This window comes from Streptomyces sp. XD-27, from assembly GCF_030553055.1.
In the GTDB taxonomy this organism is placed as follows: domain Bacteria; phylum Actinomycetota; class Actinomycetes; order Streptomycetales; family Streptomycetaceae; genus Streptomyces.
The window spans coordinates 1-13,257 of the sequence record NZ_CP130713.1 but is presented as its reverse complement, the minus strand read 5'-3'; the positions used below and the strand labels follow the sequence as shown (position 1 = coordinate 13,257).

Sequence of the window (13,257 nt, the reverse complement as noted above, 5' to 3'; positions counted from 1 at the left end):
TTGGCACCCGACTCAAAGGGACCCCATTCCCATGCAGGACCATATGTCCTTGGCCGTGCGCGACAGCAACCTCGAACTGGCGCTCGACGTGCTTCCCGCACTGGCGGTCATCTTGCTCGCGGCGGCCGTGATCGGCAGGCTCGCGGTCATGCTCGGACAGCCACGGGTGCTCGGCGAAATCATCGCCGGCATCCTGCTGGGCCCGACCCTCTTCGGCTGGCTGGCACCCGATCTCCAGGCGGACGTCTTCCCGGCGGAGGCACGGTCGGTGCTGTACGTCCTGAGCACCATCGGCCTGACGCTCTACATGTTCCTCGTCGGCGCCGGCCTCGACCACAGCCGTCAGGAGTCCGATCGCAAGCACCACCCGGCGGTCCTCGCCGCTTCGGGGTTCGTGCCCTCCCTCGTCCTCGGCGGTCTCGTCGGCCTGCTGATGTGGGACGACGTCTCGCGCGAGGACGTCAGCCGGTGGGAGTTCGCCCTCTTCGTAGGCGGTGCGCTGTCCCTCACAGCGCTCCCCATGCTGGCCCGCATGCTGTACGAGCGGGGCCTGCAGAACTCCCGCCTGGGGCGGCTGTCCCTGGTCGCCGCCTCGATCGACGACGCGGCGGCCTGGTGCTTCCTGGCCATGCTGACGGCCGTGCACACCGGCTCCGGGGCCGCCGACGCTCTGCCCATGATCGGCTACAGCGTCCTGTTCACCGTCGTGATGCTGCTCGGAGTGTCCCGGCTGCTGCGGCCGCTGGCACGGCACGTGGGCCGACAGGGCACGCTGAGTCCCGGCGCGATGTACGTCGTCGTCATCGTCCCGATCGTCTGCGGATACGTCACCGATCTGATCGGGATCTACTCGGTCTTCGGCGGCTTCATCGCCGGCCTGGCCATGCCCCGTGACCCGCAGTTCCGCCAAGCGCTGCACAGCCGGATGATGGACACCGTCTCCACGCTGCTGCTGCCCGTCTTCTTCGCCCTGTCCGGCCTCACCACCGACCTGCGGAGCCTCTCGGCCCACACCCTGCTGTTCGGCGTCGCCGCGCTCCTGGCGGGATTCGCGGGCAAGTACTTCGGCAGCGCCCTGGCCATGAAGACACTCCGCTTCAGCTGGCGCGAGGCCTTCGCGGTGGGAGGGCTGATGAACGCCCGCGGCCTGATGATCATCGTCTTCATCAACATCGGCTTGGCACAGGGCCTGATCACCAAGCCGGTGTTCTCTGTTCTCGTCATGGTCGCCGTCATCACGAGCGCTGCGGTCCTGCCACTGTACCGCCGGGCGCTCCCGCACCACCTGGAGCTGTCCCTGGGCAGCGAAGCGCCCCCTCCGGCACCGGCACCACGCCCCCTGACGACCACCGACATGCACTGATGTGCGCGTACCCGCCGCAGACACGTGGCCGGGGGCGGCTGCGGCCGGCCGCCGAAGTGGCGCGGAGCGGCCGAATTCCGCTCCCCGCCCTGGAGCCACCGGCCGGTGGTGGCCGGAACCAGCTCCTGAGCCGCCGAGGGTGACATATCGTCGGCATATCGAGAATCGCATACACCCCGGCAACACCCCACTACATTGACTGATGACATGTCCTTCAACCCCCCAGCGAAGCAATGCGATCCACAGCCGTGAAACCGGTGGTCATGCCGATCACCGCCGCCGAGCACATGGCGTTCGTACGGGCCCAGCGGTCGGTCAGCTTTCTGCAGACCCCGGCATGGGGCGGCGTCAAGACCGAGTGGCGCAGCGAGTCCCTCGGCTGGTTCGAGGGGCGACACCTGGTTGGTGCTGGGCTCGTACTGCACCGCCCAGTGCCAAGGCTCGACCGCTTCACGCTGGCGTATCTACCCGAGGGCCCGGTCATCGACTGGAGCGGCGACATCGGTGCTTGGCTCGATCCGCTGGCGGCCTACCTCAAGGCCCACGGCGCGTTCGCGATCCGGCTCGGCCCGCCGGTGCGCACGCACACCTGGAGCGCCGCCCAGGTCAAGGAGGGCATCGCCGACCCGGGCCGCAAACGGCTCACCGACATCACCGGCCACTGGACCGACCCGGTCGGTGCCCGCGTGGCCAGCAGGCTCCGGGGCGCCGGCTGGCTGCCGCAGAGCCCGGAGGACGGGTTCGGGGTCGGGCACCCACAGTTCAAGTACGAGGTCCCGCTGGTAGGCAGGACCGAGGACGAACTGCTCAGGGGCATGAACCAGCAGTGGCGCCGCAACATCAAGAAGTCGGCCAAGGAGGGAGTCGAGGTCACGGTCGGCCACGGGGGCCCGGAGGACCTCAAGGCGTTCCACGACCTCTACGTCCACACCGCCGAGCGCGACCACTTCACACCCCGGCCGCTGCGCTACTTCGAGACCATGTTCGCGGCGCTGAGTGCCGAGGACCCCGAGCGGATCAAGCTCTACCTGGCCCGCCACCAGGGCGACTTGGCCGCCGCCACGGTCCTGGTCCGAGTCGGCGCCCACGCTGTGTACGCCTATGGCGCCTCCTCCACCGCGAAGCGCGAGGTGCGTGCCTCCAACGCCTGCCAGTGGGCGATGATCCGTGACTCGCTCGCGGCCGGCTGCGACGTCTACGACCTGCGTGGCATCACCCCCACCCTCGACGCCGACGACCCGCACGTCGGCCTTGTTCAGTTCAAAGTCGGCACCGGCGGTCAGGCGACGCGGTACGTCGGTGAGTGGGACCTGCCGCTGCGGCGGATGGTCTACCGGGCCTTCGACCTCTATATGAGGCGGCGCGGCCGCTGAACCGCTCACCCGCGGCCGCGACGTCGTCGCGACGCGCCCCGAGGGGCCTTGACCAGTCACATCGCTTGCGGCAAGGCGGTGGTCAGCGCCGCCGCGGCCACAGCGAGGGGGAGTTCGCCGCGGCGGCCGACGCGTTGAGCGCCTGGCGCGCGCCCAGGAGCGGCAGCCCGAGGCAAGCCGAGGTGGCAGCGGTCCGCCACACCGGCACCATCACACTCATCGCTGACGAGCCAGGGTACGGACGATGACGACTCGATCGGGTGCGGCGGTTACGACGACTCCCCGACCTGGATCGCTGCCCCAGGGCACATGGTGGCCGACTCGCGTATAGCGTCGTGGAGTTCGGAGGGCGGAGTGTCATCGAGGAGTTCGACCGTGCCGTCCTCGTCCCGCTGGTCGAAGACGTCGGGGGCGAGCATCACGCACTGGCCCGAGGCAACACAGCTGGGAACGTCGACCTTAACGCGCATCATGGTCCTTAACCTGTTTCTCTGTGTGGGGCCCGTCACCAACATGATGGCGGACTTCGTCGCAGGGCGTTGGAGTACAGCGGCAGTACTCCGGTACAGCCAGGGCGGGCTGAGAACTGCCAGATCGACGTCTTCGCCGCCCATGCCGCCCTGGCCTCGGCGCTGCCGACCAGCAGCTCAAGCCGCTATGAGGACGGGCTGGTTCGAGGAAGTCGTACCAGGCAGGGATACGTCTGCGGTAGTGACAGGCGCGGGCGACGGCCTGGTGGCGTCTGCGGTGTGAATGCTCGGTGTTGTGACGGTGGGTTGATCGGCAGCGGGTTCTGATGTGGTGGATGGCCTGTTTACCAGCACCTTGGTCGGCGGAGTGTGCTGGATCTTGGCTGTCATGGGATGACCAATTAGCTGCTATGGATTGAGAGTTCCGGCTAGTACACCCCATCTCTGGCTGTCACGGGGATGAGTATTCCTGTGTTCTTGATCAGGACCGGGGTGTGGGCTGGCCGGTATGACAGCTGATCCGTCTTCCTCACCATCGCCGATGCCGGTGTCGACGCTTGTGGCGGGGAGCGAAAGGCCGGCTGACGTCACCAGGGCGCGGAACCGGGCGCTGCTGCGGTCTGTGGTGGTGCGGCGTCTTCTCGCGTTGGACGAGGCCGGAACGCTGCAGACGGTGCATGTCCGGATTGCTGCGCAGTCGGCAGGTGCGGACGGTGTGGCGTTGGCTAGCAGTGGCGGAGAACGGCGGGCCACTGGAACCTGCCCGGCGGCGTTCCGCGTTCACGCTGACGGACGCGTTGTGGGCCCGGCTGGGGAGCTGGGCGGGAACGTGAAGGCCTTGCATCGCTGGATGACCGAGCACGTCGATGAGGTGCTTCCCGCTGCGGGCCGGGACCGGTTGCCGTCGCTGACGACGCTGCATGAGGCGGTGCACCGACAACGGCGTGCGGGCCGTGTCCTTGACCTTTCTCGTCCCGGCTATGCCTGGGTCGATCCGGCCGCCTATGACCGGGCGTTGGCCGAGCTGGCACTGCTGGGCACGATCGACGAGACGGGCCAGGCCCCGCCCGCCGTCGCCGTGCCGGCCGAGACCCACGAGGACGCCGGCCGTGTCCCTGCTTCGCCACTGGCCGAGGGGACGCGTCTGTACGTACCGGGCGCGCACGTCGTCTCCACGCGGCAGCTCGGCGCTGTCACCGAGGCACTCGCGCACACCTTCGCCGCCCACGGGATCGTGTGCGTGTACGGGGACCCTGGGCACGGCAAGACCGTCGCGGTGCATCAGGCGCTGCGGCTGCTGCCGCGCCGGATCCCGGTGCACCAAGCGCTGGTGGCGGTGAAACCGGCCCTGCCGCAGCTGCTGACCGCGTTCGGTCTGCCCGCCACGGCGTTGACGAACCGCACGGACGCCGCCGACCGCGCCCTGCTCGAGGCCTTCCAAGCCGGTTGTTCTGTGTCTGCTGGCTGGGTGTTCCGGCCCCCGACGGTTTGTAGCGGCTCTCCCGTGCTTTGCCCGGGTTCATGGTCTGCCGGCCGAGTCCCGGGCTTCTGCCCTGCGTTGGTCATGTCTTGCCGGCCGACCTCCGGTCCGGGCCTGCGGGCCTTCGGCCTGTCCCTGCCGGTCCCGCCCCCGCCCCCTCGTTCGATTTGTTACGTCCCCGTCTGTGTCGCTGGCGCCGTCTGTTACGGGTCGGGTAGGGTAGGGTGTTACGTGTCTGGGTGGGGGTGACTCAACTCCCGTGCCGGGGCGTTGTTGTTGTGGTCTGTGCTCGCCGGTTGTGCCGTCATGCGTTGCGTGGTTGTGGTCGGTGTCTCGGCAGGTGCAGGTCTGCAGGCTCGAGGCTGGTGTGGAGCGTGAGTTCCGGGAGTTTCCGTGTGCGCGGTGCCCGTGGCGCACGGATGCTGACCTGACCGCGTTCTTCGAAGAGGACATCGCGATGCTGCGGCGGGCGGACGGGCGGCCGGGCGCGGAAGCGCCGCTGGATGCACCGGTCGTCGCGTGCCATCTGGACCAGCCGGACACCGCACACGCCTTCCGCTGGTGTGGTGGCTGGCTCGCCGTGGTCGGCGCGCACCATCTGGCTGTGCGGCTGGCGATCGTGTTCGACTCTCTGCCAGGCCAGGCTCTTGCCCCACGGCCGGGCTGGCCCCGGCTCTACGCGAGCCTGGACGCGTTGCTCGAAGCACGCGCCGCGCAGCTGCACGCGGCCGACGCCAGGGCCGACGTCACTGCCCGGGGTGAAGAGAGCTCCCCCTTGACGTCCCGCTGCTCCAGACCCCACCTCCCGCCACCGCGTTCTGCCCCTCTCGTTGACCCTCTGACCTTTCGCTGCTGGAGCTGTTGCTGATGCCGTCGCTAGCCGCGCCGGGCGCTGCCGCCGTGTGGCCGCGGGCCGTACGCGTGCCCGCCGGCCGGATGGGGACCACCAGGCACGTACCGTCTCCGGCCAGCGTTGGGAGAGGGCGTGCGGGCGGTTGCCGGCCAGGGCTGAGGACCTCGCCAGAGAACTCTCCGGCCGGCCGTGCACCTCTTCCCCGCAGTGCGCAAGGACGCGCTCCGCGCCCCGGCGAGGGTGGCGCCGTTCTGAACCCCGCCTGCCTACCGTTTCCCGCTGGCCGTTCCGGGCCCTGGCCACGCCTCTTGTTATCCCGGTCTCCTGCCCGTGTTCTCTGCCCGCGTCTCTTGTTCCTCGTGTCATCTCTTTGGAGTTGTTGATGTCTCCCGCGTCGTCGCCGCAGGACCCCGCCGCTGCTGCGCCCGCGTCTCCCGTCCCCACCCCGGCTTCTGGTCTGGATGCCGCCTCCGCCGCTGCGGCGCTTCCGGTTCTTCCTCTGGCAGAGGATCTCCGGGAAGTCATCACAAACCGGGCGATCGGCTGTGTGACCGGCCCTGGCTCCACCCCGGGCACTGTGGTGAGGGCCGCTCTCGCGGCACACCCGGTGACGGCCCCGGGCCCGACGGTGGTGTGGGTGCGCCCGGACGCACCCCGGGACCGCTCCGCCATGGTCCGCGCCCTGTACACCGCGCTGGGGCTTGACCGGCACCGCTCCCGGCCGAGGGTCCTGGCCGACGCCGAGGAACTGATCGCTGCGGAGCTCCGGCGGAGCGCACGTCTGGTGATCGTGCCCGACGCCCACCAACTGCGCACCACCGCCCTGGAGCTGCTCTACGGACTGTGGGCGCACGGGGTACCGGACCGCTTCCCCTGGTCCTGGCCGGTGACGACCGCCTCGAGGACATCCTTCAGCGTCCCGCTCTGGCCAACCTGGAATCACATGTGCTCATCCGCCACCGCTTGACCGCCACGTCGCGGGAACCGCTGCCCGCCACCGTGCCCGGCCCGGAGACCGCCGCCCCCGACACCCTGGCCGCCCCCGACACCCTGGCCGCCCCCGGCCGCGCTGCCGCATCGGACCCGGCCGCGTCCGGCCGTCCGCCGGCCATCTCTCCCGCCGCTGCCGCGCCTGCCGTGCCGGGTACGGACTCCTCGGCGTCCGCTGCTCCTGCCGCTCCCGCTCCCGTTCCCGCTGCTGCTGGGGGCGTTGAGGGGGTGGGGGTGCTGGCGACCGCGCCCGGCGCTGCGGCGTCTTCCGGCGATGAGCCGGTGTCGTTGCTGGTGTCCGCGGCTCGTCCCCGCCTGTATCAACTGGTGGACGCCGCCAGCGATGAGGGGCGGGTGACGCTGATCTGGAAGGGCAAGCTGACCGCGGCGCTGGTCCCGCTGGGGCGTCTGGACGCGGACTCGCGTGCGCGTGTGGGGTCGTGGCCGTCGTGGCCGCGGACGAAGGCCCGCCCGAAGCTCGGTGACCTCGTCGCCGCCGCGGCCGGCACCCCCCAGGCCCCAGGAGTCCCGCAGGTGCTCATGGACCGGACGACGCCGGTCGCGGTCCTCCTCGATGCCGCGCTGCTCCCTGCCGACGGCGGCCCTATCACTGTGCCCGGCGGCCCCGGCGGCCCCGGCGGCCCCGGCGGCCCCGGCGGCCCCGGCGGCCCCGGCGGCCCCGGCGGCCCCGGCGGTCCTGGTGCCCCGGCGGTATCCGCTTCCGCCGGGACCCCGCTGCCCACGGACGGCGCCGCCGCCCCGGCCGCCCCGGCAGGGTCCGGCGCCTCCGCGCCCGTCGCGTCCGGCAGGGCGCCGGAGGCGAGCACGCCCCCGGCCACCGCCCCCGGCGCCCCGGCCACCCCCGTGACCGCTGGTGACGTGGCGTCCGCCGCCCCCACCGACGCAGCCGCCCCCGCCGACGCTGCCCCGGCTGGGCCCGCGCACCCGCCCGCGCCCGCGTCCGTGGCGCCGACCACGCCCCCGGCGCCCGTACCACCAGCCCCGGACCCGGCGCCCTCGCGTCCCGTGAGCCCACTGGCCGGCCCCGACGCCGTCCCTGCCGACACCGGGCCGACCCGGCCGGCTGCGCCCGGCAAAGGCCTGCCCGTTCCGGTGGAGCCCGCCTCCGTAACCGGCGGGGGAGAGGGGACTGATGCGCCGTCGGGCGCCCCGGCCGCACCTTCCCCCGCCCCGCCCCCGCCGCTGCGCGCGGTGCCGCCCGGGCCGCTGCGCCGACGGCACCCGAGGACGACGCTCCCGAAGCCGCCGAGACGCCGCCACCGGTCGCCGACGATGATGGTGCCGCCCCCGCCGCCACGCTGCTCCCCGCCGACGTTGCCCTGGACGCTCCCGTTCCCGGTGCCGTGGCAACGACGCCCCCGGCCGCGCCCGGCACCCCCGACACGGCCGTCCCGCCCGCGCCCGCGTTCCCGGCTCCGGCCGCCGCCGAGCCCGCCGCCCCGACACCGCCGACCACTGCAGCGACTTCCCTGACAACGCCAGCCGACGAGCCCTCCACTGACAGCGCCCCGCCTCCCACCCGCAACGTCGTCAGCAAGCCGGCCGCGCCCGGGGTCGCCCCCACCCCGGACACCACCGCTGTTGCTGCGCCCGACAATTCACCCGGGCCCGGCGACACCACCCCCACCCCCACCCCCGTGCCCGAGGCCACGGCCGTGGTGTCGCGTCCTCGTCGCCTCCAGGGCCTCGCAACCGTGCTGGACGAACTCCTCGACCCCGCCACCCCGGCCACCACCACCCCCCGCGCGGATGGCCCCGTCGTGTTCGGTCTGCCCGCCCTGGACCACGCGCTCGCCACCCTGACCCCCGGCCGCCTGACCCTGATCGCCGCTGCGCCCGGCGCCGGGGGAAGCCTCCTTGCCGCCGCGGCCGCCCGTCACACCGCCCTGACCCACAACCTCCCCGTCCTCTACGCCGCTTCGGGCCTGACCCGTAACGACGTGGCCGCGCGGATCGTCGCCGCACACACACCGGTGGACTACCGCCGCCTGCGCACCGGTGCCCTGACGGCCGCCGAGCTCGAGGCCGCCGCCGGGGTGCGTGCGCAGCTGGCCGGTGCGCCGCTGCTCATCGATGACGGCACGGGTCTGACCGCCGACGCGATCGCGCAGACCGTGCCGGACGTTCAGGGCTTGGCGCTGGTGGTCGTGGACCGGCTCCAGCACGCCCACGACCCCGCCATTCCGCTGTCCGGCCCTGCGCTCCCGGCCGCCGCCCGGGCGCTGGCCCACCTCGCCCGCACCCACCACGTCCCCGTCCTGGCCGCGCTGGACACCGACGACCCCGACGCCATCGCCGCGCTCGCGCCCGGCCTCACCCTGACCCTGACGTTCCCCCGCGGCCGTCAGCACGCCGAGCTGACCGTCGCAGAACGCGACTTCGGCCACCTGGCCGCCTTCCCGCTGACCGCCGACCTCGCCCGCGCCCGGTTCACCGAGCCCGTCCCGCGCTTCGACGCCATGCGCGCGTTCGCCGGCCAGCAGGGCGAGGCGGTCACCGCCGACGTCGTCACCGCGGCACGCCCCTACACGGAGCCCGGCGCCCTCGGCGAGCTCCCCGAAGACCTGCGCGGGGTCCTGCCCGTTCTGGTCCGCCGCTTCGACGCCCAGGACCTCGAGCTCTCCTCGTCCCAGCGGGCGGTGACCGAGGCCGCCGCCCACGGCCCGCACCTGCCCGACACCGCCAACGGCCGCCGCCTGGCGGCCGCGCTCACCGCCTTCCTTGAGTACGCCGCCGCCCAGGGCTACCGCCCCGACGACGCCGGGCACCCGGACGGCACCCAGCGCCCCAGCACCACCGACCGCCCCGCCGCGCACGGCCCCGGACCCGCCTCAACGACTCTCCCCGCCCCGTACGCGCCCGTTGAGCCCGCTGCTGGGCCCTCGTGCGGGCCGGTGACCGGACAGGCCGTCACCGGCCCGCACAGCCCCGCCACTTCCGCCCCCGCCCACCCGGGCGAGCCCGCTGCCCCCGGCCTGACCGCCGCCACTGCGCCGCAGGCCCCCGCCGGCCCCGCGGACACCGAGCCCGCCGCCCCGGCCGGGGGTGCCGTGGCCGCGCCGCCCACCGGCCCGGCCGTCGCACACACCGGGCCCGGCTCCTCGACAACCGCCCCCGCCCCCACGCCGGTCGCCGGGGAGCGCCTGGAGGCGGCCGAGGTGGAGCTCCTGGAGGCGGCGTTCCCCTTCCTCGCCGGGGCCCAGGGCGGTTTGTCGGCGCGGCTGACGGGCACGATGGCCGCTCTCCGCGACGCCCGCACTGCCACCACCACCTCCGCCGCCCCCACCGCCGCCGTTGGCGAGCGCGAGGGGGCGGTGGCGGCCGGTGCGCGCCCGGAGCCGGAGCAGGCCGCCGTGCTGGCGGGGCTGCGCCGGACGATGGCCGACCTTGCCGCCCGTACCCCGCGCATGCCCGACACCCCTGAAGGCGCCCGTCTTCAGGCCGCGCTCGCGGCTTACGCCACCGCGTACTCCGCCCCTGCTGCGCCCGCGTCCACGGCGCCCGCCCCGGGTCCCTCGGCCGCGGCTCCGCGGTGGGCCGGGACCTGGCCCATGCGCTTCCCGCAGCCCGCCGACGCACAGCCCGTCGACGCCCCGGCCGCTCCGGGGCCGGACGCGGGGCTGGCGGCCGTCGAGACCGAGCTCCTGGACGCGGCAGCGGTGTTCACGAGCGGACCGGAGAAGCTGTCCGCGGCCGCGACGAACGTGCTCCACACGCTCCGGGCCGCGCAGCAGCCCGAGAACACTGGCGCTCTGCCCGCGGCCCGGGCCCGGGCCGCCGAGCTCGCCACCCGGCGCCTGCGCCTGCCCAAGACCCCCGACGCCGCCCGCCTGCGCGCCGCACTGGACGCCTACGCCGCCGCCGCGGCCGCGGCCGGCATCGCCCCCGACGCCCTCCCGCCCGCACCCGCGGCGGCCGTCGCGGCGCTGAGCGTCACCGAGCCCGCCCCGCAGCCCCCGCCGCCGCGCCTGCTGCGCCCGGCGAGCAGGCCGACCGACCCCTGGAGGCGCCGGAGGCGCCCGAGGAACTGCCGTCGGCGGTGTTCCAAGACACGACCGCGCCGCCGGACGCGGACGTCCCGGCGAGCCGAACGAGCGCGCGGGTCTACACCTTCTTCCTGAACAAGATCACCGACGCGGTGGACCAGGCCCTCCAAGAGCACGACGGGGACGTGGAAGCCGCGACCAAGGCCCTGGTCCGAAAAGCCGTGCCGGACTCGATGGCCCTGTTCAAACTGACCCGGGTCGGCGGGAATTACGTCCACACCGCCTACCCCCGCTCCCTCGATTTCCTGGCCAAGCCCTCCCAGGGCGAACCCGACGAGGTATGGGAAGCCCGCCATAAATGGCGCAACGAACCCCTCGCCTCCGCAATCAAAAAGGGCACGCACGACCCCGTGGACGTGACAGCTCTGGACACGAACGCGGCCTACCTCTCGGCCTTCAAGACCCACCTGCCCATCGGCACACTCCAGCACGACTCCACCGGCGGCTTCGACCGCCGCCGCGCCGGCATCCACCGCGTTGACCACTTCGAATGGACCCACCCCCACCTGCCCAGCCCCCTCGGCAACCGCATCGAGCCAGGCCCGTACTACCTCGACGACGCCACGCTGCGCCTCCTCATCCGCTGCCACGACCTGGACCTGTGCGAGGCCCCGCGGATCCTGGAGTCCTGGACCTCCGGCGCCTCCGAGGCGATGCTGGAGAAGTTCCGCCGGGTCCTCCAGCAAGCCCGCCAGACCGCGATCGAGAACGACGACACGGCCACGATCGAATACGTCAAGGCCATGTATTCGAAGTTCACCTCGACTATCGGCCACTCAGCAAAGAACAGCGAGATCCGCCGACCCGAGTGGGTCCACACCATCCGCTCCCAGGCAAACGCAAGCCTCTGGCTGAAAGCATGGAAGGCCCATCAGAATGGCCTTATCCTGGTCCAGGTATCCGGTGTTGACGAGCTCCATGTCGCCGGAGGCGACTGGCGACAGGTCTTCAAGGAAGGCCGCATGCCAGCCGAAATGAAGGAAAAGCGCCTGTACACCCTCGGGGGGAAATAACCGATGCCGTACGACGACAGCGGCTGGCGCAACTTCGGCGCCTTCGGCGCCGGCCGCTCACCGGAGAACATCCGCGGCGGCCGCGCCCTCGGCCAGGCCATGGAGGAAGCCCTCTCCCGCCAGATCCGCGAAGGCGGCATCCGCTCCGCCGTCACCACCAACCGAGGCCTGCGCGCCCGCCTGAACTACCTCAACAGCGACGCCGGCCGCCAGGCCCTCCGCACGGCCGGCGTCACCGTGCGGGACCGCGCCATGAACAACTGGTTCGCCGGCACCCAACACCCCCGCCCAGCCAACCTCGACCTCATCGACACCGCCTACTGGAACCTCCGCGCCCACAACGTGCTGCGCAACCTCGGCGCCTTCAAGCAGCACCTGAACAACCGCGGCCGCGGCACCCCCGTCGAGATCCACCCCATCAACCAGGACCTCGTCGACGACCACGCTCGCCGCCGCAACCTCATGGGTGACCAGGGCATCCGCGCCCTTCCCGCCGTCCGCTACATCTGGGACGACGCCGTCGACGCCATGGCCGCCGGCGACGCCGACAAGCTCGAGGAGATCTGGGACGACGTCATCAGCGACCTCGACAGCGACTGGGGCGCCTACACCTACGTCTCCTACGTCGGCCTCGGAGCCTGAACCCTGCGATGCCGGGCCGCGCGGTGCGCCGCCCGGCCCGTCGCCTGCCGTATCCGACCCGCCGACCGGCACACCCCGAGCCCGCCCAGCAGAGGGAACCCACCGTGCAACAGCCCGTGTGCGCCTCCTGCGACGCCTCCGAGACCCACTACGTCAAGGCCACCGCGTTCGGCTGGCAGACCATCCAGCACCGCCTGTACTGCCCCAGCTGCACCCACCGCTTCCCGACCTGGATGCACAAGCAGCTCTGAACAAGCTGGCCCCCAAGCGAGCACACGCCACCCCAACCCCTCCAACGAGCCGAACCCCTACCAGGACACGCCGCTGCGCCTCCGCGGTGGAGCGACGGGCGGGACGAGCCGGCCGTGCGCAGCCAGCTGCCAACCGAAGACCTGCGGCCCGCCGGGGGCCGCCCGAAGAGCGCCGTACAACAGGCAACACATAATTCCTTTTGAATTCGCGCGATCACGCAAACCCGTAACGCTCCATCACAAGACCCGGCAGCGAAAAATTACGGGTCCGGTGGCGAAATTCAACATCCATCTGTTACGGGTCATTCCATGACGACACGTACAATTGAAACGCCGGTCACACGTGCCATTGTGAGAGGCCGTCAGGATTTCCAACCCCAGGGCTTCCGGAGCCACTTTCGGGCAGCTAGAATACGAAAATGGAGAGCAAGAGGTGTAGACCACTTGCCAAGACACGTACCAAGTTCATATGATGGGACATCAGAAAGACAGCAGCGGCGCCCCGTTGCCACCTACCTCTCGTAGCTGCCATATTGTAACCACCGAGAGGCCGGGCCCACGAAGCCCGGAGGGCGCCGCGGGCCCACCGGAAAACAACAACACAAGGCTCTGACCAGCGAAAACACCATATCAGAGCGAGACGAACCGGAAGCCGGCGCCAGAGAGCCCGTAGCACGCTCCACCAACCGGCCGGACTCCTTCACCACGAAGAGTCACCACCCCGGATCATCTCCAGTCTTGGCGTTGCGGAGCAA

General features: G+C 71.9%; 11 protein-coding genes. 10 read left to right on the top strand and 1 reads right to left on the bottom strand.

Annotation, left to right across the window (positions count from 1 at the left end):
• The first annotated feature begins 31 nt into the window (after positions 1-31).
• Positions 32-1,363 carry a cation:proton antiporter gene (locus Q3Y56_RS00050; protein ID WP_304459952.1) on the top strand — a complete coding sequence of 444 codons (1,332 nt, stop codon included), beginning with the start codon at positions 32-34 and terminating at the stop codon, positions 1,361-1,363.
• Between the two features lie 263 nt (positions 1,364-1,626).
• Positions 1,627-2,736 (top strand): peptidoglycan bridge formation glycyltransferase FemA/FemB family protein, encoded by a 1,110-nt coding sequence (locus tag Q3Y56_RS00045; protein ID WP_304459951.1) that lies wholly within the window; start codon positions 1,627-1,629, stop codon positions 2,734-2,736.
• A 269-nt stretch (positions 2,737-3,005) separates the two neighbouring features.
• Here the strand turns inward: Q3Y56_RS00045 and Q3Y56_RS00040 are convergent, their stop codons facing one another.
• A complete protein-coding gene (locus Q3Y56_RS00040) occupies positions 3,006-3,206 on the bottom strand; it encodes a ferredoxin (protein WP_304465415.1) in 201 nt (66 codons plus the stop codon).
• Positions 3,207-4,056: 850 nt separating this feature from the next.
• On the opposite strand from Q3Y56_RS00040, the gene Q3Y56_RS00035 reads away from it, so the two are divergent.
• The 8 genes from Q3Y56_RS00035 (at position 4,057) to Q3Y56_RS00005 (ending at position 12,502) form a co-directional block, all read left to right on the top strand.
• Positions 4,057-4,935, top strand: coding sequence for a hypothetical protein (locus Q3Y56_RS00035; RefSeq protein WP_304459950.1), 879 nt, complete (start codon positions 4,057-4,059; stop codon positions 4,933-4,935).
• A 10-nt stretch (positions 4,936-4,945) separates the two neighbouring features.
• On the top strand, positions 4,946-5,554 hold the full coding sequence (locus Q3Y56_RS33245; protein ID WP_369696685.1) for a DUF6283 family protein: 609 nt from the start codon (positions 4,946-4,948) through the stop codon (positions 5,552-5,554).
• Between the two features lie 622 nt (positions 5,555-6,176).
• A complete protein-coding gene (locus Q3Y56_RS00030; RefSeq protein ID WP_304459949.1) occupies positions 6,177-6,506 on the top strand; it encodes a hypothetical protein in 330 nt (109 codons plus the stop codon).
• The gene (locus Q3Y56_RS00025) at positions 6,503-8,023 is read left to right on the top strand and encodes a hypothetical protein (protein WP_304459948.1); all 1,521 of its coding nucleotides are present in this window, start codon (positions 6,503-6,505) and stop codon (positions 8,021-8,023) included. The genes Q3Y56_RS00030 and Q3Y56_RS00025 overlap by 4 nt, the downstream gene beginning before the upstream one ends.
• A 164-nt stretch (positions 8,024-8,187) precedes the next feature.
• A complete protein-coding gene (locus Q3Y56_RS00020; RefSeq protein ID WP_369696837.1) occupies positions 8,188-10,671 on the top strand; it encodes a DnaB-like helicase C-terminal domain-containing protein in 2,484 nt (827 codons plus the stop codon).
• Positions 10,590-11,609, top strand: a complete 1,020-nt coding sequence (locus tag Q3Y56_RS00015) for a dihydrolipoamide S-succinyltransferase (protein ID WP_304459947.1) — start codon at positions 10,590-10,592, stop codon at positions 11,607-11,609. Before Q3Y56_RS00020 ends, Q3Y56_RS00015 begins: the two co-directional genes overlap by 82 nt.
• A gap of 3 nt (positions 11,610-11,612) precedes the next feature.
• Positions 11,613-12,251, top strand: a complete 639-nt coding sequence (locus Q3Y56_RS00010) for a hypothetical protein (RefSeq protein WP_304459946.1) — start codon at positions 11,613-11,615, stop codon at positions 12,249-12,251.
• A 104-nt stretch (positions 12,252-12,355) separates the two neighbouring features.
• The gene (locus Q3Y56_RS00005) at positions 12,356-12,502 is read left to right on the top strand and encodes a hypothetical protein (protein WP_304459945.1); all 147 of its coding nucleotides are present in this window, start codon (positions 12,356-12,358) and stop codon (positions 12,500-12,502) included.
• Positions 12,503-13,257: the final 755 nt, after the last annotated feature.